This window comes from Saccharopolyspora erythraea NRRL 2338 (genome assembly GCF_000062885.1).
Taxonomy (GTDB): Bacteria; Actinomycetota; Actinomycetes; order Mycobacteriales; family Pseudonocardiaceae; genus Saccharopolyspora_D; species Saccharopolyspora_D erythraea.
In genome coordinates this window covers 1870191-1891596 of record NC_009142.1, presented here as the reverse complement: position 1 = coordinate 1891596, position 21406 = coordinate 1870191, and the positions used below count along the sequence as shown (strand labels likewise).

19 protein-coding genes are annotated in these 21406 nt (G+C 72.3%); 7 read left to right on the top strand and 12 right to left on the bottom strand.

Going from position 1 to position 21406, the window contains the following annotated elements; translation table 11 throughout:
* Window positions 1-57 precede the first annotated feature (57 nt).
* On the top strand, window positions 58-753 hold the full coding sequence (locus SACE_RS08460) for a DUF3153 domain-containing protein (RefSeq protein WP_009943817.1): 696 nt from the start codon (window positions 58-60) through the stop codon (window positions 751-753).
* A 42-nt stretch (window positions 754-795) separates the two neighbouring features.
* Here the strand turns inward: SACE_RS08460 and SACE_RS08455 are convergent, their stop codons facing one another.
* Window positions 796-1794 carry a helix-turn-helix transcriptional regulator gene (locus tag SACE_RS08455; protein WP_009943819.1) on the bottom strand — a complete coding sequence of 333 codons (999 nt, stop codon included), beginning with the start codon at window positions 1792-1794 and terminating at the stop codon, window positions 796-798.
* Between the two features lie 122 nt (window positions 1795-1916).
* Here SACE_RS08455 and SACE_RS08450 point away from each other — a divergent pair, with 122 nt between their 5' ends.
* A complete protein-coding gene (locus SACE_RS08450) occupies window positions 1917-2954 on the top strand; it encodes a hypothetical protein (RefSeq protein WP_029621438.1) in 1038 nt (345 codons plus the stop codon).
* Window positions 2955-3130: 176 nt separating this feature from the next.
* On the opposite strand, the gene SACE_RS08445 is transcribed toward SACE_RS08450, so the two are convergent.
* Both SACE_RS08445 and metF read right to left on the bottom strand, forming a co-directional pair.
* Complete coding sequence (locus SACE_RS08445) at window positions 3131-3580, bottom strand: phosphatase domain-containing protein (protein WP_009943822.1); 450 nt, start codon at window positions 3578-3580, stop codon at window positions 3131-3133.
* Window positions 3581-3645: 65 nt separating this feature from the next.
* Window positions 3646-4530 (bottom strand): methylenetetrahydrofolate reductase [NAD(P)H], encoded by an 885-nt coding sequence (gene metF, locus SACE_RS08440; RefSeq protein ID WP_011873442.1) that lies wholly within the window; start codon window positions 4528-4530, stop codon window positions 3646-3648.
* 179 nt (window positions 4531-4709) lie between these two features.
* On the opposite strand from metF, the gene SACE_RS08435 reads away from it, so the two are divergent.
* Window positions 4710-5837 carry a polyprenyl synthetase family protein gene (locus SACE_RS08435; RefSeq protein WP_231849950.1) on the top strand — a complete coding sequence of 376 codons (1128 nt, stop codon included), beginning with the start codon at window positions 4710-4712 and terminating at the stop codon, window positions 5835-5837.
* Complete coding sequence (gene crtI / locus SACE_RS08430) at window positions 5837-7303, top strand: phytoene desaturase family protein (protein WP_009943825.1); 1467 nt, start codon at window positions 5837-5839, stop codon at window positions 7301-7303. The genes SACE_RS08435 and crtI overlap by 1 nt, the downstream gene beginning before the upstream one ends.
* A gap of 24 nt (window positions 7304-7327) precedes the next feature.
* Here the strand turns inward: crtI and SACE_RS08425 are convergent, their stop codons facing one another.
* Together SACE_RS08425 and SACE_RS08420 are read right to left on the bottom strand one after the other, a co-directional pair.
* Entirely contained in the window at window positions 7328-7942 is a 615-nt protein-coding gene (locus SACE_RS08425; protein WP_143538094.1) for a VanZ family protein, read from the bottom strand.
* A 403-nt stretch (window positions 7943-8345) separates the two neighbouring features.
* A complete protein-coding gene (locus SACE_RS08420) occupies window positions 8346-8711 on the bottom strand; it encodes an Rv2175c family DNA-binding protein (protein WP_173401304.1) in 366 nt (121 codons plus the stop codon).
* A 127-nt stretch (window positions 8712-8838) separates the two neighbouring features.
* Here SACE_RS08420 and pknB point away from each other — a divergent pair, with 127 nt between their 5' ends.
* Together pknB and mptB are read left to right on the top strand one after the other, a co-directional pair.
* A complete protein-coding gene (pknB, locus tag SACE_RS08415; RefSeq protein ID WP_009943830.1) occupies window positions 8839-10851 on the top strand; it encodes a Stk1 family PASTA domain-containing Ser/Thr kinase in 2013 nt (670 codons plus the stop codon).
* A 224-nt stretch (window positions 10852-11075) separates the two neighbouring features.
* Window positions 11076-12641, top strand: a complete 1566-nt coding sequence (gene mptB, locus SACE_RS08410; protein WP_009943831.1) for a polyprenol phosphomannose-dependent alpha 1,6 mannosyltransferase MptB — start codon at window positions 11076-11078, stop codon at window positions 12639-12641.
* Between the two features lie 109 nt (window positions 12642-12750).
* Here the strand turns inward: mptB and SACE_RS08405 are convergent, their stop codons facing one another.
* The 7 genes from SACE_RS08405 to SACE_RS08375 form a co-directional block, all read right to left on the bottom strand.
* The gene (locus tag SACE_RS08405; RefSeq protein WP_009943833.1) at window positions 12751-14139 is read right to left on the bottom strand and encodes a class II 3-deoxy-7-phosphoheptulonate synthase; all 1389 of its coding nucleotides are present in this window, start codon (window positions 14137-14139) and stop codon (window positions 12751-12753) included.
* A 155-nt stretch (window positions 14140-14294) separates the two neighbouring features.
* Window positions 14295-15524 (bottom strand): acyltransferase family protein, encoded by a 1230-nt coding sequence (locus tag SACE_RS08400; RefSeq protein ID WP_021341806.1) that lies wholly within the window; start codon window positions 15522-15524, stop codon window positions 14295-14297.
* A 254-nt stretch (window positions 15525-15778) separates the two neighbouring features.
* Window positions 15779-16456 (bottom strand): response regulator, encoded by a 678-nt coding sequence (locus SACE_RS08395; protein WP_009943835.1) that lies wholly within the window; start codon window positions 16454-16456, stop codon window positions 15779-15781.
* Window positions 16453-17706 (bottom strand): sensor histidine kinase, encoded by a 1254-nt coding sequence (locus SACE_RS08390; protein ID WP_009943836.1) that lies wholly within the window; start codon window positions 17704-17706, stop codon window positions 16453-16455. The genes SACE_RS08395 and SACE_RS08390 overlap by 4 nt, the downstream gene beginning before the upstream one ends.
* Before the next feature lie 128 nt (window positions 17707-17834).
* Window positions 17835-18860 carry a 6-phosphofructokinase gene (locus SACE_RS08385; protein ID WP_009943838.1) on the bottom strand — a complete coding sequence of 342 codons (1026 nt, stop codon included), beginning with the start codon at window positions 18858-18860 and terminating at the stop codon, window positions 17835-17837.
* 117 nt (window positions 18861-18977) lie between these two features.
* A complete protein-coding gene (locus SACE_RS08380; RefSeq protein ID WP_009943839.1) occupies window positions 18978-19478 on the bottom strand; it encodes a polyadenylate-specific 3'-exoribonuclease AS in 501 nt (166 codons plus the stop codon).
* 43 nt (window positions 19479-19521) lie between these two features.
* Window positions 19522-20283, bottom strand: coding sequence for a lysophospholipid acyltransferase family protein (locus SACE_RS08375; RefSeq protein ID WP_009943840.1), 762 nt, complete (start codon window positions 20281-20283; stop codon window positions 19522-19524).
* Window positions 20284-20804: 521 nt separating this feature from the next.
* Between SACE_RS08375 and SACE_RS08370 the strand changes: the two genes are divergently transcribed.
* The gene (locus SACE_RS08370) at window positions 20805-21281 is read left to right on the top strand and encodes a hypothetical protein (protein ID WP_009943841.1); all 477 of its coding nucleotides are present in this window, start codon (window positions 20805-20807) and stop codon (window positions 21279-21281) included.
* Window positions 21282-21406 lie beyond the last annotated feature (125 nt).

Below are 21406 nucleotides of genomic sequence, written 5' to 3'. Positions count from 1 at the left end.
GCCAGCCGGATTCCGCACGCACGGCGGAAACCCGCCGGGGATGGGAAGATCGGTGATGTGCGGGGAAGAACCGTCCGCGCGGCCGGCCTCCGGATGCGCGCGGCGCTGCTGCTGGTGATCGGGCTGAGCGCGGTGCTGCTCAGCGGGTGCCTGCACGCCAGGGCGTCCCTGAGCATCGACAACGAGGACCTCGTGTCGGGTGAACTCCTCGTCTCGACCCAGACCCCGGACGGCCAGGTGCCGTTCCGGCTCGAGCCACCGCCCGACCTGGCCGACAGGGTCAGCGTGGAGCCGTACTCGGCGGACGGGCGGGTGGGTTCGCACCTGTCGTTCCAGGGCCTGACGTTCGAGGAGCTCGACCGGCTGGCCAAGGCGCTCAACCCGTCGGACTCCCGCTACCGGCTGCAGCTCAAGCGCAGCGGTTCGCTGGTGATCCTGGACGGGGCGGTGGACCTGACGCCGCTGTCGGGCACCGACTCGGCGTTCACCGTCGAGCTCAGCGCGCCGGGCGAGATCACCAACACCAACGGGCAGGAGACCGCGGGCATGGTCACCTGGCACCCGGAGGCGGGCGAGCTCAACGAGCTGTCGGCGACCTACCAGTACTCCGGTGACCAGGACCAGGCGTGGCTGACGTGGGCGCTGCTGATCGGCGGCGTGGCGCTGGGGGCCGCGGTCCTGGTCGGCGTGCTCGCGCAGCAGTCGCACGAACGGGCGCACCGGCCCAACGACGAGCGCAGAACGAGCCGGTAGGGCCACGGCGGACCGGTCGAGGCACGCCGGCGGACGCCGGGGTCAGCCGCCTTGCGGGGCCGGAAAGCCAGCCGCGGCGGCGTACCGGTGGGACAGCTCGGCGCACGCGGCGACGAGCTCGGGCGGGCCGATCACCTCGATGTCGGCGGCGAAGGTGCCGACCAGCGCGGCGAGACCGATCCACGACCACGCGCCGAGGACGAGGCGGCAGCGGTCCGGTCCGAGTGCCTCGACGACGGGACCGCCCGGTGCCCAGCGGGCGACGACCTCCGCCGGTGCGTCCAGCACGACCTCACCGCGGCACGGCCAGTGGCCGGGCACGTCACCGCGGTCGAACTGGCTGGTCACGAAGGCTGCTACGTCGCCACCCGGCAGTTCCCGGCGGGCGAACCGGCGTCCGGTCGCGGTGGGTGCGGAGACGCGGTCGACCCGGAAGGCGGCCCAGCCGGGGAGTCCCTGATCCCATCCGACCAGGTACCAGCGGCCGCTCCAGATGACGAGGTGGTGCGGTTCGACCCGTCTCGACGGCTGCCGCTCCTCGCCGGGTCCGGAGTGGTCGAGGTAGTCGAACGCCAGCACCTCACCGCCGCGCACCGCCGTGCCCAGCGAGAGCAGCAATCCGGAGTCCACCCGCGGGGCGGCCAGCTCCCACGGGTTGGCCAGCGGGGTCACCCGCATCGCGTCGATCGCGTGCCGCAGCCGCGCGGGCATCACCTGCCGGATGGTCGCCAGCGCCCGCGCGGCCGCCTCGTCGATGCCGGAGACCGTGGTCGGCGCGGTCCGCAGCGCGACCGCGACGGCTACGGCCTGCTCGTCGTCGAACAGCAGCGGCGGCAGCCGCGACCCGGCGTCCAGCCGGTAGGCGGCGCCCGGTCCCCTGGTGACGTGCACGGGGTAGCCGAGATCGCGCAGGCGGTCGACGTCCCTGCGCACGGTCCGGCGGCTGACCTCCAGCCGCGCCGCGAGCTCGTCGGTCGGCCACTCGCGCCGGGCCTGGAGGAGGGACAGCAGGAGCAGCAGCCGCGCGGAGGTCTCTGGCATTCCCCGATCCTGCCCCGGGAAGCGGCCAGAACCTGGCCACTTCCGCCGGAACAGTGGGTCGAGCCGCCTCATCGCGCTCCGGCGGAGGCGGACTGTTCCCACGACTCGGATTCGAGGTACCGATGCCACCTGTCGCAGTCCACTTCAACGGTGGGGTGAACCTGCCCGACACCACGACCGTCCTTCGCACGCTCGCCGAACGGGTGCCACGCGGATTGCGCAGGCTACCCGACGGGGAGACCGGTGAACGCGCGCAGTGGATCGGCTACCAGCGGCCGCGGCTGGAGGCCACACCCGGTCTCGAGCTCGTCGCGGGCGAGCCCGGCGCGGAGGGCCCGTACGGAGGCGGTCCGACACTGCGCGTCTCCGACGCGACCGACCCCGACCGGATCGCGTGGCCGGAGATCGGCTACGCGTCCGAGTACCGGGCTTCGTACGCGACGTTCCGCGAGCTGCGCGCCGAGGGCGTCGTGCCGGCGGACGTGCGGTTCCAGGTCGAGTACCCGACACCGCAGGCGGTGAGCCAACTCTTCCACCCGGCGGACAGGCCGCGTATCACCCCGTCCTATGAGCGCGCGTTGCTCGCCGACCTCGACCGGATCCTGGCCGCGGTGCCGCACCGAGACCTGGCCGTGCAGTGGGACGCGGCGGTGGAGACCGTCACCGCCGACCTTGCTCCGGAGACCCTCGACGAGCATTCCGGGCAGCTCGCCGGCCTCGTCGACCGCGTGCCCGGCGACGTGCACGCCGGAGTGCATCTCTGCTACGGCGACGCCGGGCACGAGCACATGGTCGAGCCGGAATCGCTCGCCACGCAGGTGCGGCTCGCCAACGCCGTCGTCCGCCGCGCCCGCCGGCCGCTGGACTGGCTGTCGTTCACCGTGCCGCAGTACCGGGCGGACGAGGCGTACTTCGCGCCTCTCGCCGACCTGCGGACCGGGCCTGGGACCGAGCTTTTCTTCGCCCTCGTGCCGTACCACCCCGAGGAGCAGGCTGCGGGGACGACCGAGGCGCAGGTCGCACTGGTCGACCGGTACCTGCCGGGCGGCAGCGGGCCCTGGGGCATCTGCACCGAATGCGGCATGGCCAGGGCGGATCGCGCGGACGTTCCGCGACTGCTCGACCTGCACCGCGAGATCCTCGCCCAGCACTCCGCGTAGGAGAGGTCCGAGGTGGCCGGGTCGCGGCGCTTGGGGGAAGAGCCCTGCGACCCGGCCGGACGGCCCGGTGTCCCTTGGAGAGGAGGACGGACGCCGGGCCGAGCCACCGAGATCCACAACGGCGCCGGCCAGGAGCGCATTCCCGATGGCGTTCCGATAGCCGCAGCGCGCCCAGGTCAGCCGGGCCAGCCCGGGACGACGGAGACGGGAATCGCCGCCTCCCGCCACAGCGCGATCACGGCGGGGTTGTCGTCGATCGCGTGCCGGACGTCCCAGCGGCGCCGGATGCCCGCCAGGATGTCGCGCTTGACCTCGACGTCGGGCCGGTAGTCGCCGTCGCGGCGCATGAACAGGGCGTCCGTCGGCACGTCGTGCAGCGCCAGCCACATCGAGGTCAGCCGCTCCCACCGGCGGGAGCGGCTGGTGACCACGACGACGTCGCGACCGAGCGCGGCGTGTTCGCGCACCTCGGCGACGACGCCGGGGTTGGGCGGGCAGTCGATCGAGGCGGCGTGGAAGGCGGCGAAGTCGCGTTCCGGTCCGGTGACGTGGTGGCGGATGCCGCTCACGTCGACCAGCGTGCCGTCCATGTCGGCGATCACGGCGGGCCGGGACACGTTCACCATCTCCTGGTTCGCGCCACCACCCCATTGTGGAGGGCGCTCGGCGGCTTCCCCGGCGGCGCGTGTGCTCAGGCGCGGGCGGGCAGCAGGCCCAGGTTGGACACGACCTCCCGCGTGGCCTTCGAGCGGTTGAGCGTGTAGAAGTGCAGCGCGGGCACGCCCTCGGCGATCAGCCGTTCGCACAGCTCCGTCGCCAGCACCACGCCTTCGGCGCGGAACGCCGCGGCGTCGTCGGCCAACGGCTCGAGGCGTTCCAGCACGGCGGGCGGCACCGGCGCTCCCGACAGCTCGCCGAACTTGCGCAGAACACGCGGCGTGGTGATCGGCATGATGCCCGGCAGCAGCGGCACGTCGCAGCCCCGCTCCGACATGCGGTCGCGCAGCCGCAGGAAGTGCTCCGGCTCCAGGAAGAGCTGCGCGACGGCGAACTCGGCCCCGGTCTGGATCTTGCGCACCAGGTGCTCGACATCGGTGTCGAGGCAGGTCGAGCGCGGGTGTCCGTGCGGGAAGGCCGCGACGCCGACGCAGAAGTCGCCCAGCTCGCGCACCAGCCGCACCAGCTCCTCGGCGTAGGTCAGGCCCTCCGGGTGCGTCACCCACTCGCCGTTGGGGTCGCCCGGCGGGTCACCGCGGATGGCCAGCACGTTGCACACGCCGACGGCGGCGTACCAGCCGATGACGTTGCGCAGCTCGGCCACCGAGTGGTTCACGGCGGTCAGGTGCGCGACCGGCGTCAGGGTGGTCTCCTGGGCGATCCGGCCGGTGGTGCGGATCGTGCGGTCGCGGCTGGAGCCGCCCGCGCCGTAGGTCACCGACACGAACGCCGGGTCCAGCGGTTCGAGCTCGCGCACCGCGCGCCAGAGGATGCGCTCCTCCTCGTCGTCGCGCGGCGGGAAGAACTCCACCGAGAACCCCGTGCGCCCGCCTGCCAGCCGGTCCACCACCGCCGTCATGGGGAAAGCGTAAGCGGCACGAGCGCTGCCGCTGGAGTCGTGGTCCCCGCCACGGCCAGGGCAGCAGCCGGCCGGAGCTCGCCGCCGAGCGTCGCTACGCTCCGGGTTCGCGCTGGTCACAGCCCGCACACGAGCAGGGTGGACGGGATGCCGCACCCGCCATCGAAGAGGATGGTGAGGTGCCTGTACCGCATTTGGCCCGTGAGCAAGCCACCGCCGAGGACGCCGTCGTGGAAGCAGATCTGCCCGGTCGGGTGCAGGAGACCCTGGCCGACTACCTGCGGACCCGCCGTACCCAGAGCCGCGAGCTCGACGCGGCTTTCGCGACGGCGGTGGACGAGCTCGTGCGTTTCGTCCTGGGCGGCGGCAAGCGCATCCGCCCCACCTTCGCGTGGTGGGGGTGGCGCGCCGCGGGCGGTGCGGCCGACGGTCCCCAGGCGCAGGCGATGCTGCGCGCCGCGAGCTCGCTGGAGCTGCTGCAGGCGTGCGCCCTGGTCCACGACGACCTGATCGACGACTCCGACACCCGCCGCGGCAACCCGACCGTGCACCAGGCGTTCGCCGCGCTGCACCGGCACCAGCGCTGGAACGGCGAGGACCGGCAGTTCGGCATGGCCGCCGCGATCCTGCTCGGCGACCTGGCCCTGGCGTGGGCCGACGACATGCTGCACGCCTCCGGCCTGCCGCCGGAGGCCATGGCGCGCGGCCTGCGCCCGTGGCGGGCGATGCGCACCGAGGTCCTCGCCGGCCAGTACCTGGACCTGCTGGGTCCGGTGCGCGGTGACGAGACGCCGCAGGCCGCGCTGCGCATCGACGAGCTGAAGTCGGCCTCCTACACCGTTCAGCGCCCGCTGGAGCTCGGCGCGGAGCTCGCGGGTGCCGACGAGACGGCGCTGGAGGCTCTGCGGCGCTTCGGCAGCGACATCGGCGTCGCATTCCAGCTCCGCGACGACCTGCTCGGCGTGTTCGGCGACCCCGAGGTCACCGGCAAGCCCGCGGGCGACGACCTGCGCGAGGGCAAGCGGACCCTGTTGATCGCCGAAGCCCTGGAAAGCGCCCAGGGTCAGGGCGACCAGGACGCCCTCGACCTGCTGCGCGGTGTGCTGGGCGACGAGAACCTGGACGAGAAGCGCGTCGAGCAGAGCAGGGAGGCCCTTCGGCGGCTGGGCGCGGTCGACGCCGTCGAACGCCGCATCACCGAGCTCACCGGCACCGCGATGGCCGCGCTGCACGGCGCCGGGCTGGCCGAGCCCGCCGCGTCGCGGCTGGCGGAGCTGGCCGTGGCGGTCACCGACCGGAACCGCTGATGCGGCGCGTCAGCGGTCCCGTGGACCACGTCCTGGTGGTCGGGGCGGGGCTGGCGGGACTGTCGGCGGCGCTGTACCTGGCCGGCGCCGGACGCCGGGTGACCGTGGTCGAGCGCGAGTCCACCCCCGGCGGCCGGGCGGGGACGCTGCGCGTCGACGGCTACCGGATCGACACCGGCCCGACCGTGCTGACGATGCCCGACCTGGTCGACGACGCCCTGGCCGCGGTCGGCTCGTCGCTGCGCGAACGCCTCGACCTGGTGCCGCTGCGGCCCGCGTACCGGGCCCGGTTCGCCGACGGGTCGGCGCTGGACGTGCACACCGACGCGGAGGCGATGGAGGCGGAGGTCCGCCGCTTCGCGGGCGCGGCGGAGGCGGCCGGGTACCGGCGGCTGCGGCGCTGGCTGACCGAGGTGTACCGGGCCGAGATGCGGCGGTTCATCGACGCGAACTTCGACTCGCCGCTGGACCTGGTGTCGCCGGAGCTGGCGCGGCTGACCGCGCTCGGCGGGTTCGGCAGGCTCGGCCCGGCCATCGGCCGGTACCTGCACGACGAGCGCCTGCGGCGGGTGTTCTCGTTCCAGGCGCTCTACGCCGGCCTGGACCCCCGCCGCGCGTTGGCGCTGTACTCGGTCATCTCCTACATGGACACCGTCAACGGCGTGTGGTTCCCGCGCGGCGGGATGCACGCCGTGCCCGCGGCCATGGCCGACGCCGCGCGCGAGGTCGGTGCGGACTTCCGGTACGACACCGAGATCACCGGCCTGGAACGCCGCGGCGACCGGATCACCGCCGCGACCACCGCGGCCGGGGAGCGGATCAGCGCCGACGCCGTGGTCATGACCCCGGACCTGCCGGTCACCTACCGCCTGCTGGGCGCAGCCCCGCGCCGGCGGCTGCGCTGGTCGCCGTCGGCGCTGGTCCTGCACGCCGGCACGACCCGCAGCTGGCCCGGAACCGCCCACCACACCATCTCCTTCGGCGCGGCGTGGGACCGCACGTTCACCGAGATCATCCGCGACGGCACGCTGATGTCGGACCCGTCGCTGCTGGTCACGCGGCCCACCGCGACCGACGCGTCGCTGGCACCGCCGGGCCGCGAACTGCACTACGTGCTCGCGCCGTGCCCCAACCTCGCCGCCGGCCGGATCGACTGGGAGCGGATCGGCCCCGCCTACACCGACGAACTTTTCGCGGTCCTCGAGCGCCGCGGTTTCACCGGGTTCGCCGACTCGGTCGAGGTGCGGCGGCTGGTCACCCCGCTGGACTGGGCGGCGCAGGGGCACGCCGCGGGCACGCCGTTCTCCGCCGCGCACACCTTCGCCCAGACCGGCCCGTTCCGGCCGCGCAACCTGGTTCGGGGGCTGGACAACGTGGTGCTGGCCGGTTCGGGCACCACGCCGGGCGTCGGCGTGCCGCCGGTGCTGATCTCCGGCAGGCTCGCCGCCCACCGCATCACCGGGTGACCGGGCGCTGCCGGGTCACTCTCGTCAGCCGCCGTGAGGGCGGGCGTACTGGGGCCGCAGCGCGGCGGCGCGTGCCCGCGCGGCCTCCGGCCGCGGCTGCGGGACCCGGAAGTCGGCCCACCAGCGCCGCGAGAGCAACGCCCCCGCCAGGCCGCCCGCGGTGTTGAGCAGGACGTCGTCGGCCGAGACCACCCGGCCGGTCAGCACCGCGTACTGCACCAGTTCGATGCAGCAGGTGGTCGCGAGGACGACGAGCGCGGCCTTCGCACAGGAGTCGACCGCGGCCAGCCGCAACGGCAGCAGCGCGCCCAGCGGCAACAGCAGCAACAGATTTCCGAGCAATTGCAGCCACGGTGCGATATCGCCGGGCTCGGCGTGCACCGCCACCCCGAGATCGGTTCCCGGTACCAGTCGAACGGCGTTTTCCACCACCACCGGCTGCGGAATTACCACCAAATGGACCACAAAAAGCGTCGAATAGACCAGAGCCACGTCGACGACGGAAATGCGAATCGCGTGCTGCACCCGCAACCAGCGACAACGCACTAGCACGGCGACGACCGCGACAACAACCGCCAGCGGGAACATGAAAAGCGTAGTATGGATCACACCGCCGAATGCCGCATCGAACTGGCGCACGTCCCGATGCCTCCCAGCCGGACTTCGAATTGCCAGACCTGACCCCTAGAACACATTCCAACAGCCGGATGTGACATCACGTTTGAATCACGGGATAAACGAGGTTAATTCCACTGGAAGTGCACCGGGGCAGCAACACGGAACCACGATCGCGCGACCGCGGCTGCGGGTGCGGGCACACTTCCGGTCGTGCCGGATCCGCGGTTGCGCTGCGCAAACGCGTTCGCGGCCACGGCAGTTTTCACCCGTGCGCGGCCACACCATCAGGCGTGCCACCGGGCACGGAATTCAACAGGCAGGACGAAGACCGGACCGGCGGATGGCCTTACCGGCGCATGGTCGAGTGGCAGGCGTACGAACGCCTGCGGTTCAGCTCAGCCGGGCGGTGTCGCCGCGGCGCTGGTCAGAAGCCCATCGCCTGGGCGCGGCGCTTGACCTCGCGGCCGCGATCGCCGCGCAACGCGTCGATCGGGGTGCCGGGCAGGGAGTCGTCGGCGGTGAACAGCCAGCTCAGGATCTCGTCGGCGTTGTAGCCGTTGTCCTTGAGCAGGGTGATGGTGCCACCGAGGCCCTTCACCACCGCGTCGCCTGCGAGGAACGCCGTCGGCACGCCGAGCACGCCATCGCGGCGCACGGCGAGCAGATGACCGTCACGAATCAGCTGGTGCACCCGGGTCACCGGCTGGCCGAGTCGCTCCGCGACGTCGGGCAGCGGGATCACCTCCACATCGGGAGCGAGCACATCCGGGGCGGCAGGGATCGCACTCACACCCCACACGATGCCACATCGGCGACGCAGATGCCGTGCACCGGACGGGTCACGTCCTCTCCTACCATCGGCTACGTGACACATGGCGACCCCCACGCGCCGCCCGTCGAGCGGCGGCGGACCAGACATGACGCCTGAGACGACACGGCCCGGCCGGGGCACCAACCTCGTCGGGGCCATGCTGGAGCGCCGCTACCGGGTGGACTCGCTCATCGCCCGGGGCGGCATGTCGGCGGTCTACCGCGGCCTGGACACCCGCCTCGACCGGCCGGTCGCGCTCAAGGTGATGGACCCGCAGTACTCCGGCGACCGCTCGTTCGTCGCCCGCTTCGAGCTGGAGGCCCGCTCCGCGGCGAAGCTGCACCACCCCGACGTCGTCGCGGTCTACGACCAGGGCGTGGACCGCGAGATCGACGGTGACCAGGTCTACCTGGTGATGCAGCTCGTCGAGGGGTGCACCCTGCGCGACCTGATGCGCGACCAGGGCAGGCTGTCGCTGCCGATGGCGCTGAGCGTGCTGGAGCCGATGCTCTCGGCGCTCGGCGCCGCGCACCGCGCCGCCATGGTGCACCGCGACATCAAGCCGGAGAACGTGCTGATCGGACTGGACGGTTCGGTCAAGGTCGCCGACTTCGGGCTGGTCCGCGCCGCGGCGTCGGCGGGCACCACCAGCGGCAGCGTGATCCTGGGCACCGTGGCCTACCTCTCGCCGGAGCAGGTCACCACCGGCGCGGCCGACAGCCGTACCGACATCTACTCCGCCGGTGTCGTGCTCTACGAGATGCTGACCGGCGAGCCGCCCTACGTCGGCGACACGGCGCTCTCGGTGGCCTACCGGCACGTCAACGACGACGTCCCGGCGCCGAGCGAGCGGGTGCCGGAGCTGCCGCCCGCCATCGACGACCTGGTGCTGCGCGCGACCCGCCGCGATCCCGCGGTGCGGCCCGCCGACGCCGCGTCGTTCCTCAGCGAGGTGCGGCAGGTGCGGGCGAACCTGGGCATCGAGCTGGTGGGCGTGCCCGTGCCGGCCAGCGAGGAGAAGACGGCGCGGGTCGCCGTGGACAACGGCCCGCCGACCGACCAGTTCCCGGCCGTCCCGGCGGCGCCCGGCGCGACCAGCGGCCCGCAGGGCACCCGCGCGTTGCAGCGCCCGGGCCCTGACGCCGACGAGACCCAGGAGATGGCCGCGGTCCGCGCCGAGGCGCCTGCGCCACCCGCGTCGGCCCGCACCCGGCACGCGGACGAGCGGCGGCGCGGTTCGCGCGTCTTCGGCGCGTGGGCCGGTGCGGTGGTCGTGCTGGCCGCGCTGATCGGGCTCACCGCGTGGTGGCTCGGCACCGGTTCGAGCGTCGAGGTGCCGCGCGTGGTCGGCCAGCCCGAGGCCGTCGCCCACCAGGTGCTCTCCCAGGCCGAGCTGTCGGTGTCGGTGGTCCGCGAGCACCACAACACCGTTCCCGAGGGCACCGTCATCAGCTCCACGCCCAAGGAGGGCACCAAGACCGTCACCGGCAAGGAGGTCCAGCTCGTCGTGTCGCTGGGCCGTCCGAAGGTGCCGTCGATCGCCGAGGGCGCGACGGTCGAGGAGGCCAAGAGCGCGCTGCTCGACGCCAAGCTGCGGCCGGAGCTCAACGAGTCGGTCAACCGCTACCACCCGAGCGTGCCGGAGGGCCAGGTCATCGGCGTGCAGCCGGGACCGGGGACGGCGCTGGACATCAGCTCCCCGGTCACGCTGATCGTGAGCAAGGGCCCGCAACCGGTGGACGTGCCCGACGTGCGCGGGATGACCAGGGACAACGCCTTCGCCACGCTGCGCAACGCCGGTTTCGAGCCCTACGAGGCGGCCCGGCGGTTCGACGCCGACGTGGAGGCCGACCACGTGATCGGCACCGATCCGGCCATCGGCACCGAGGTGCTGCTGACCGGCACGCCCAGGGTCGGGGTGGTGCTGTCCAACGCCGTCACGGTGCCGGACTTCAGCCAGTTCACCGTGGACCAGGCCAAGGCCGAAGCCGCGCGGCTGGGGCTGAACCTGGAGGTGCACCAGTGGTGGCAGCGACCGGACGCGGTGATCTTCGGCCAGCTCCCGTTCGCCGGGAAGCGCGTCGAGCCGGGCACTTCGGTCCAGGTGAGCGCTTTCTGACGGTGTCAGCGGCGCGGCGGCGGCTTCGCTGACCGCGCCGCTGACACCCCTCGGAAGTGATGTCGACCTCGTCGCGGCACCGGCCCGCTGCCGCGCCACAGTCGGAAAAACCACTGCTACCTGCGAAAACCTCCGCTCCGGCGGAGGTTTTCGGCCGTCATCGCCGACATGACGGGGGAAACCCGCCGCTAACGCCAGGGCGTTGTGGAAGTATTAACCGCACGATGCCTCCGAGTGTTTCCACCTCGTCGGCGCAGCAGCGTTGGTCCGGCTGGACCGAACTCGTCGCCGCCGACGTCATCGACAACGGCGGCCGCGGCCTGCGCGGTCCGCTGCCGTTGCGCACGATCGCACTGGGTGCGATCGGTTCAGTCCTGCTGCTGGCCGGCTCGTTCGGCGCCGCCGGTGTGCTGGTGCACGACCCGATCCTGGGGTCGGGTCCGCTGTCGGCCATGCGCTACGGCCACGGCAAGGACCTGGCGACCGCGGTGGTCTACCTCGGCTTCGGCCTCCTGGTGTGGGCGTGGGTGCGGCTGGGACGCGGCGTGCTGGCCAGGCTGGTCGACTCCCGCGGTGTCCTGCTGGCCACCGCGGCGTGGCTGGCGCCGATGTTGGCCGCACCGCCGCTGTTCACCCGCGACGTCTACAGCTACCTGGGTCAGGGCCTGCTCGCACTGCACGGAATCGATCCCTACGCCGTCGGACCGTCGGCGCTGACGGGGCCGATCCCGGACAACGTGCACCCGACGTGGCAGACGACACCCGCGCCGTACGGCCCGCTCTTCATGGGCGTGGCCAAGGGCGTGATCCTGGTGGCCGGGGACGGCATGATCTCCAGTGTCATCGTGATGCGGCTGGTGCTGCTGTGCGGGCTGGGCATGTTGATCTTCGCACTTCCGGGTCTGGTTCGTCACCTGGGGGGGCGATTGCCGGTCGCGCTGTGGCTGGCCGCGGCCAGCCCGATGACCGTCGTTCACCTGGTCGGTGGACCGCACAACGACATGCTGATGATCGGCCTGCTCGCGGTCGGCACGCTGCTGATCCTCGACGGCAAGCACGCGGGCGGGCTGGCGCTGGCGACCATGGCGATGGCGATCAAGGCGACCGCCGGGCTCGCGCTCCCGTTCCTGGTGTGGGTGTGGGCGTCGCACCTGGCCGGCCCGCGCTGGCAGCGCTTCGCGCGCGCGGTGGTGCCCGCGCTGGCGCTGTTCGCGGTGGTCTTCGGCGCGTGCATGGCGCTGGCGAAGGTCGGTTTCGGCTGGCTGCCCGCGCTGTCGGCGCCCGGGATGATCGTGAACTACCTGTCGACCCCGACCGCGCTCGGGCAGGCGGCGTTCGGCATCGCTTCGCTGTTCTTCGACGCCGACTACGGCGCGTTCGTCTCCGCGGGCCGCTCGCTCGGTTCGGTGGTGCTCGCGGGCATCCTGGTCTGGCAGTGGTGGCAGGCCCGCGACGGCGGCACTGAGGCCGTGCGCCGGGCGGCGATCGTGCTCTTCGCCGGTGCGCTGCTCTCGCCGGTGGTGCTGCCCTGGTACCTGACGTGGGGCATGGCGCTGGCCTGCGCTCTGCCGTGGAGTCCGCGCGCGCTGTCGTACGTCGTCGGCGCGTCTGTCGCCCTGGTGCTCGCCTACTCCCCCGACGGCGAGCAGGCGATGTACAACTGGCCGCTGGTGGCGGTCGGCATCTGCGCGGCCTTCCTCGGGGCGCTGTCCCTGGTGCGCTTCGACCCGCTGGGGTTCAGTCCCCTCTTCCGGCGGGCGACGCAGGTGGAGCAACACCTGCCGCGGTAGCGAGGCGCTCGACCTCGACGCGCCGGATCCGTCCGAAGAGGACAGACTCCTCCGCGCAAGAGAAAGGCCCGGGGCCGCTGGTGCCCCGGGCCTTCCGCGTTGCCGATGCTCAGGTGCGCAGCATCTCCGCGACGAGGAACGCCAGCTCCAGCGACTGCTGGGTGTTCAGGCGCGGGTCGCAGGCCGTCTCGTAGCGGCCGGCCAGGTCGGTGTCGGAGATGTCCTGAGCGCCGCCCAGGCACTCGGTGACGTCCTCACCGGTCAGCTCGATGTGGATGCCGCCGGGGTGGGTGCCGAGCCGGTGGTGCACCTCGAAGAAGCCCTGCACCTCGTCGACGACGCGGTCGAAGTGGCGGGTCTTGTAGCCGGTGCTGGCCTCGTGGGTGTTGCCGTGCATCGGGTCGCACTGCCAGATCACCTGGTGCCCCGATGCGGTGACCTTCTCCACGATGGCGGGCAGCACGTCGCGCACCTTGCCGTTGCCCATCCGGCTGACCAGGGTCAGGCGGCCCGGCTCGTTGTTCGGGTCGAGGCGCTCGACGTACTCGACGGCCATCTCCGGCGTCGTCGTCGGGCCGATCTTGAGCCCGATCGGGTTGGAGATCAGCTCGGCGAAGGCGATGTGGGCGCCGTCGAGCTGGCGGGTCCGCTCACCGACCCACAGGAAGTGCCCGGACAGGTCGTAGAGCCGCGGCTGCGGCCTGCTGTTGTCCAGCCGCAGCATCGCGCGCTCGTAGTCCAGCACCAGCGCCTCGTGGCTGGCGTAGAAGTCCACCGAGTGCAGGCTGGAGTCGTCGACGCCGCAGGCGCTCATGAAGCGCAGCCCGCGGTCGATCTCGGCCGCGACGGACTCGTAGCGCTCGCCCGCGGGCGAGTTGAGCACGAAGTCCTTGTTCCAGTCGTGGACCTTGGTGAGCCCCGCCATCCCGGCGCCGGTCATCGCCCGCGAGAGGTTCATCGCGGCGGAGGCGTTGGCGTAGGCGCGGATCAGCCGCGACGGGTCGTGCCTGCGCGCTTCCTCGGTGGCGACCAGCGAGTTGACCATGTCGCCGCGGTAGGACGGCAGGCCGAGGGCGTCGGTGTTGCTCGACCGCGGCTTGGCGTACTGGCCCGCTATCCGGCCGACCTTGACCACCGGCATGCTCGCGCCGTAGGTGAGCACCACCGCCATCTGCAGCAGCGTGCGGATGTTGCCCCTGATGTGCGGCTCGGTGTTGTCGGCGAAGGTCTCCGCGCAGTCCCCGCCCTGCAGCATGAACGCCTGCCCCTGGGCCACGGCGGCGAGCTGCCTGCGGAGCCGGTCCACCTCCGACGGCACGGTCACCGGCGGAACGCTCTCCAGCACCTTGCGGACGCTGGCCGCCTGCGCCGCGTCGGGCCACTGGGGCTGCTGCGCGGCGGGCCGGGCGAGCGCCTCGTCGAGCTGCGAGCGCAGCTCCGGCGGCAGCGGCGGCAGTTCGGGAAGCTCATCAACCGGTACGTCAACGGTCCAGTTCACAGGCTCCAGGGTAGGCGCTGGACGCCAGCGGTTTTCAACCGGACCGACGTCCCGGCATGCGGGACGGCAGTTGTTCTTGAACGAACCAGTGCGGAGGCGGGTCGACGGCCACCCGGTCGTGAACGGGACCGCTCTCACGACCGGATGACCGGGGTTCACGCCGACCGCGTGGCGAGCGCGAAACTCCGCCTCGCCGGCAGGGCGTCGGGGCGCGGCCGCACGAGTCCGAGCGACGCGGCCAGCAGCGCGGCGCCGACCGCGGCCGACACCGCGGTGAAGCCCGCGACCAGGACCACCACGACGCCGGTGATCGCGGTCAGAACGCCGAGCGCCGCTGCCCCGGCTGACGGCGCACCGGCACCGGCGGCCCGGCGCTCGACGCCGCCCACCACGGCCGCCACCGCGCGGACGATCAGCGCGATGCCCGCGATCCAGGGCAGCCGGGTGAGCCACCACCCGGCGCTGAACACCTCCGGCCACGGCGCCCGCGCCACCAGCAGCACGGCGGCCAGCAGCACCAGCGCGGGCATGTGCCAGAGGTAGACGGTCAGCGAGCACCTGCCCATGGCGTCCGCGCACTCCCGCGGCCGGGGCCGTTCCAGCCAGCGGCGCAGCCGCGGCGCGGCGAGGGCGACCAGGCAGATCTGGGCGACGCCGAGCAGCACCAGGCAGACCGTCGGCGGGTTGAGGTTGGTGTACATGTTCGCCGAGTAGAGGCCGCCCGCGGTGATCACGAGCAGCAGCGCCAACGCGCCGGCCGCTCCTCCCGCCGACCACGCGCGGTCGCGGAACCAGCCGTCGGCGTAGCAGAAGCCGATCTGTTGGACGGTGAGCCAGACGAAGGCGAGGTTGGCGAACCCGGCGGCCGGGGCGGCCGACGCGAGCACGTCCACCGCGAGCACGAGCGCGAGCAGTCCGCCCAGGGTCCGCAGCGGCGCGTTCTCGTGCGCCCGCACCAGGACCGGGACCAGCGCCGAGACGCCCAGGTAGACGCCGAGGAACCACATCGGCTGGCCCATCCGGTAGCCGACCTGAGCGAGCAGGTCGGCCGGCGCGCCCGCCAGCCCGGCCACCGCCAGACCGGCGCCGACGACCGCGAAGGCCAGCAGCGCGGGTCGCGCGAGCCGCTCCAACCTGCCCCGCACGAATTCGAAAGCGCTCCGACCCTGGTCCCGCATCCGCCGCCACTGCGTTATTCCGGCGAATCCGCCGACGATGAAGAACAGCGGCATCACCTGGACGAACCAGCTCGCCGGGACGAACCACTCGGCTTCGTCCATGGCGTTGACGATGTGAATTCCACCGGCGTCGACCGTGATTCCGGCCATCAGCGCGTGCAACACCACAACGACGACCAGGCAACTCGCTCTGACCAGGTCGAGCACCGGATCCCGCCGCGAAACGCAATTCGCCGGGAGCGATTTGTGCGCGCCGGAAGAAGGCGCGGATGAACTGCGCACGAAAGACCCGCTTTCCCCAGGATGAATGCGCCCGATCGCTTTTCGGGCACGGGGAAAGCGTATTGCGCGGAAAGCGGTTGCCGCGTCCGTCGCGCGAGCGCTTCGCGAGGCAGTACCGGGGTAGGGGGTGTCGCCGCGGGCTCATCCCGCGGAGCCATGCGGCAGCGCAGGCCGCGCGGTCAGGACGATCTGCCCGAGGACACCAGTCCGGTCTCGTAGGCCACGACGACGGCCTGCACCCGGTCGCGCACCCCGAGCTTGCCGAGGATGCGGCTGACGTGGCTCTTCACCGTCTGCTCGGCGATGAACAGGGCGTCGGCGATCTCGGTGTTGGACAGGCCCCGGGCCACGTGCACCAGGACCTCGCGTTCCCGGTCGGTGAGCACGTCCAGGCGCGGCGGGTTGGTGATCGGCGGTGCGGCCGTGCGGGAGAAGTGCTCGATGAGCCGCCGGGTGACGGTGGGGGCCAGCAGCGCCTGACCGCCCGCGACGACGCGCACCCCCGCGATCAGGTCCGCGGGCAGCGCGTCCTTGAGCAGGAACCCGCTGGCGCCCGCTCGCAGGGCCTCGTAGACGTAGTCGTCGATGTCGAAGGTCGTCAGCATCAGCACGCGCGGGACGTGGGTGATGTGCGCGGGCGGGTCCAGCAGCCTGCGGGTCGCCTCGATGCCGTTGAGCACCGGCATGCGCACGTCCATCAGCACGACGTCCGGACCGTGCTCGTGCGAGAGCGCGACGCCGCGCTCGCCGTCGTCGGCCTCCCCCACGACCTCCATGTCCGGCTGGGCCGCCAGCAGCGCGGCGAACCCCGCGCGCACCATGGCCTGGTCGTCGACCACCAGCACCTTGATCGTCACCGCTGACGCCGCTCCTTCGCGCTGTCGTCGCCGGTTCCCATCGGGAGGACGGCGTGCACCTCGAAACCGCCGTCGCCGGTCGGCCCGGTGCGCACCGAGCCGCCCAGCAGCGCCGCTCGCTCCCGCATCCCGACCAGGCCGTGCCCGCCTCCGGATGCGGGAGCAGCGCTGCCGCGGGCGGGCGCTTCGTTGCGCACCGAGATGGTCAGCTGCCCGTCCGCGTGGCCGAACCGCAGCTCCGCGCGCGTCCCGGGCGCGTGCCGGGTCGCGTTGCTCAGCGCCTCCTGCACGATCCGGAACGCCGCGACGCCCGCGATGTCGCTGACCGCCTGGTCGCCGAGGACCTCGACGCCGTGGGCGTCGATGCGCATCCCCGCTCGCCGGGCGCCCTCGACGAGCTCCGGGATGCGCGAGAGCCCCGGCTGCGGGGCCAGTTCTCCGGCGGCTTCCTCGTCGCGGAGGACGCCGAGCAGGCCGCGCATCTCGGTCAGCGCCTGGCGCGAGGAGGCCGCCATCGACTCGAACTCCCCGACCAGTTCCCCGTCCATCCCCGGATACCGGTACCGCGCGGTGCTCGCCTGCACGTTGATGATCGACATGCTGTGCGCGATCACGTCGTGCAGCTCCCGCGCGATGCGGGTCTTCTCCTCGACGAGCACCCGCCTGGCGTGCTCCTCCGCGCTCACCTCGCGCTCCCGCAGCAGTTGGGCCCGGATCGCCTGCCACTGCTGCACGACCAGGCCGAGCACGAGCAGCCCGCCGGAGACCGAGGCCAGCACCGCGATGTTGGCGGTGACCCCGGCCGGCGTGCGCGGCACCAGCGCCGCCGCTGCCGCCGCCACCGCGACACCGCCCAGCCAGGCGCACAGGCCGGCAGGCCAGTCGGCGCGGAGGGCGAGCACGAAGACCAGCAGGATCTGGGTGAGCAGCGCGGTCACCGAGTACGGCCACGCGGCACCCACGTCGTCGCTCCCGGCCACCGCCAGCAGGAAAGCGCCGACCACCGAGGCGACGACCGCCGCCCAGGGCCGGAAGACGGCGAGTTCGACCGAGGCGACGTGCAGAACGGTCAACGGGAACGCGACCAGCAGCGGGATGCCGTAGAGGGTGACGTTCACCGGGACGCCGACGGAGATCAGCGCGGCGGTCGGTACCGCGAGCAGGAGAGCGGCCTGGGCGATCGGCTTGAGCCGGTTCAGCCGCGAGAGGCCCCCGGTGCCGGACCGGCGAGCGCGCTTGGTCCTGGCCACCGCTGACTCCGTCCCCCATCGGACCACCCCGACGGGGGATGGCCGGGTCCGACTATAGCCGGTGGATCACCAGCGGAGCCGGGATCGCGGGCGGCGGCGCGGTCCGGCGCACCGCCGCCCGGCGCGGATCATCCGAACAGGACCTCGGCCTCGGTGTAGCGCTCCAGCGGCACGGTCTTGAGCTCCGCGGTGGCCTCGCTCAGCGGCACGCGGACGATGTCGGTGCCGCGCAGCGCGACCATCTTGCCGTAGTCGCCGTCGCTGACCGCGTCGATCGCGTGCAGGCCGAAGCGGGTCGCCAGCACCCTGTCGTAGGCCGTCGGGGTGCCGCCGCGCTGCGTGTGCCCGAGGACCACGGCCCTGGACTCCTTGCCGGTGCGCTGGGCGATCTCCTCGGCGAGCCAGGTGCCGACCCCGCCCAGGCGCACGTGCCCGAAAGCGTCCTTCTCACCCGTCAGCAGCACCTCGCCACCGCCCTCCGGGACGGCGCCCTCGGCGACGACGATGATCGGCGCGTACTGCCGCTCGAACCGGCGCTCGACCCACTCGCACACCCGCTCGACGCTGAACCGCTTCTCCGGCCCGAGGATCACGTTCGCGCCGCCTGCCAGGCCCGAGTGCAGCGCGATCCAGCCCGCGTGCCGTCCCATCACCTCCACCACCAGGGCGCGGTGGTGGGACTCGGCGGTCGTGCGCAGCCGGTCGATCGCCTCGGTGGCGATGTGCACGGCGGTGTCGAACCCGAAGGTGTAGTCGGTGGCGCCGAGGTCGTTGTCGATGGTCTTGGGCACCCCGACCACCGGCACCCCGTCGTGGGTGAGCCGGTCGGCGACGCCGAGGGTGTCCTCGCCGCCGATGGCGACGAGCGCGTCGACCCCGTGCTCCTGCATGGTGGCCTTGATCCGGGTGACGCCGTCGTCGGTCTTGTAGGGGTTGGTGCGGGACGAACCGAGGATGGTGCCTCCGCGGTTCAGGATCTCCTCGACCCGGTCCAGCCCCAGCGGCATCGTCAGCCCTTCGATCGGCCCCAGCCATCCGCTGCGGAACCCGAGGATCTCGTGCTCGTAGACCGAGATCCCCTTGCGGGTCACCGCGCGCAGGACCGCGTTCAGCCCCGGGCAGTCACCTCCGCCGGTCAGAACTCCGACACGCATTCCAGTCGGCATGTGCTCGCCGCCTCCTCGTTCGAACCCGCTCGCTCGGGTGATTTACGTCTCCCCGCCGGTGCGAGCGTTTCACGAACTGGATCGGTGCAGCAAGTAGGGGTGCGGTCACAGCGGGTATCCGCGGCGGCGCTGCACCTCCTCGATCACCTTCCAGCGCTCGAGGTTGTGCCTGGCGTCGGCCAGCGCGTCGTGGGCGTTCTCCGGTGCGGCGGGCAGCTTGGGCTTGCCCACGTCTTCCCAGCGCTGCCGCAGGTCGCGGGTGAACTTCGGGATCCGCGACGGCAGCGCGGGCATCGCGCCCCACAGCTGGGCCAGCGCGACGTGGTCGTAGGCGGCGTACCAGGCCCACAGCTCGATGTCGGCGCCGCGGGCGGTGAGGAAGGAGTACAGGTCCTCGCGGATCCGCGCCCGCGACCGCCAGGCCGGGTCGGTGGCGGGCGGGAGCTGCGGGAGCACGTTCTGGCGAACCCACTGCCCCGCGCGGCTCGCGTCGAACTCCGTGGACACCGCGTAGAACTCGCGGCCGGACTCGTCCACCATCCCGATCGACACCAGCTCGATGGTGTGCCCGTCCTCGATGAACTCGCAGTCGTAGAAAAACCTCACCGGCAAAGCCTAGGCTCCGCCGGGGCGCCCGCGCCGACCCCCGTCAGCCCGCCTTGCTCTCGGGCACCCGGTCGCGCTCGCGGGCGGGAGCGGTCGTGGACTTCCAGCCCGCGACGTGCTTGCCCTGGGCCGCCAGGTCGTCCTTGGCCTTGGCGGCGTAGATGTCGACGTACTCCTGCCCGGAGAGCTCCATCAGCGCGTACATGATCTCGTCGGTGATCGAGCGCTCGACGAACCGGTCGCCCGCCAGACCCTCGTAGCGGGAGAAGTCCAGCGGTTCGCCGACCACGATCCGGACCTTGTACGGACGCCACATCTTCGACCCGATGGGGTTGACCTTGTCGGTGCCGAACATGGCGATCGGGACCACCGGGACACCGGCCTCCAGCGCCATCCGCGCCACGCCGGTCTTGCCCTTGTAGAGGCGGCCGTCGGGCGAGCGGGTGCCCTCGGGGTAGACGCCGAGCAGCTTGCCCTCGCCGAGCAGCCGGACACCGGTGTCCAGCGCGGCCTGCGCCGCTGCGCCGCTGGAGCGGTCGATCGGGACCTGCCCGACGCCGGAGAAGAAGTACTTCTTGAGCTTGCCCTTGACGCCCTTGCCGGTGAAGTACTCGCGTTTGGCCAGGAACGTGACCCGGCGCGGCATCATCAGCGGCATGTAGAACGAGTCGGCGACCGCGAGGTGGTTGCTCACCAGGATCGCCCCGCCGGTCGACGGCACGTTCTCGACGCCCTCGATCTTCGGTCGGCAGAACAGCTTCATGAGAGGGCCGAGCAAGATGTGCTTCATCACCCAGTACAGCACTGCGCCGCTGCCTCCCTGAGAAGTTGTCTTCAGCCTGGCCGAGCCCGGTCGTCCGCGCGGTCCGGTCAGCACTGACGGATCCGGGCACGGCGGTCCTGGGCGGCCGAGTCCCCCCGCTCAGCCTACGGAGCCGGAACTCCCCGCACAATGCGGGCCGCCGCAGACCGTCCCACACCGCCGCGTCGCGTGCGACGATGAGTCGGTACGGCATGCGGATGCGGTTGGGAGGCTGGGGTGCCCGTACTTCGCGGGGGCGAACCGCTGGTCGAGGGTTCGAGGGACAACGGAGTGCCGCGCTGCCAGGGGGTCGGCGGCGACCCGGGGCAGGTGCAGGGATCGCGTCAGGCCGGCGGTGTGCGATTTCTCCTGTCGCGTCCGGACTCGGAGTCCGCCTTCCGGACACCGGCAGGCGGACATGCGTCCTCGCACGTGAAGGCATCGGATCACGACGCGTCGACGGTGCCGCCCGGTAGCGTCGGGTTCGTCCACCGGATCCATCGCGAGCGCTCCGAGGTAGCTGCATGAACACCCGGCACGACAGGTCCGATGGACCCGACGACATCGACGCCGCCTTCGCGGAGATCGTCGCCGGCCTCGAACGCGAGGGCGGGGTGGTCAAGTGGCCGGACTCCGGCGACGACAGCGGCCAAGCCGCCGAGAAGGCCACCCGCGAGGAACCCGCGTCCGCCCCGGACGACACCTCCGACGACACCGCGCAGGGTCCGCGGGACTGGGCACCGTCGGCCGAGCCCGAGGACGAGGGGCATTACGAACCGCCGGAACCGCCGCCGCTGCCCACCCCGCGGCCGTCCACGCTCGGCGGGATCGTCGTGATCGCGATCGGACTGCTCCTGCTGCTGGTACCGGCGCTGGCGGGCATCGGCAGCTCCTCGGCGCTGCCGATCGGCCTGATCGCGGTCAGCGCAGGCATCATCTGGCTGCTGCTGCGGATGCGGCAGGGACCGCCGACTTCCGGCGACGACGGCGCCCGCCTCTGAGAGCCCGTTTTCGACCTCCGAAGCGGCGCAACCGCTTGGGCCGCTCTCGCGACCGGCACCGCCGCGGGTTCTCAGGCGTTCTCTGGCGAGGACAGCTTTTTCGCAGCGTATGGGTGATGCGTCGG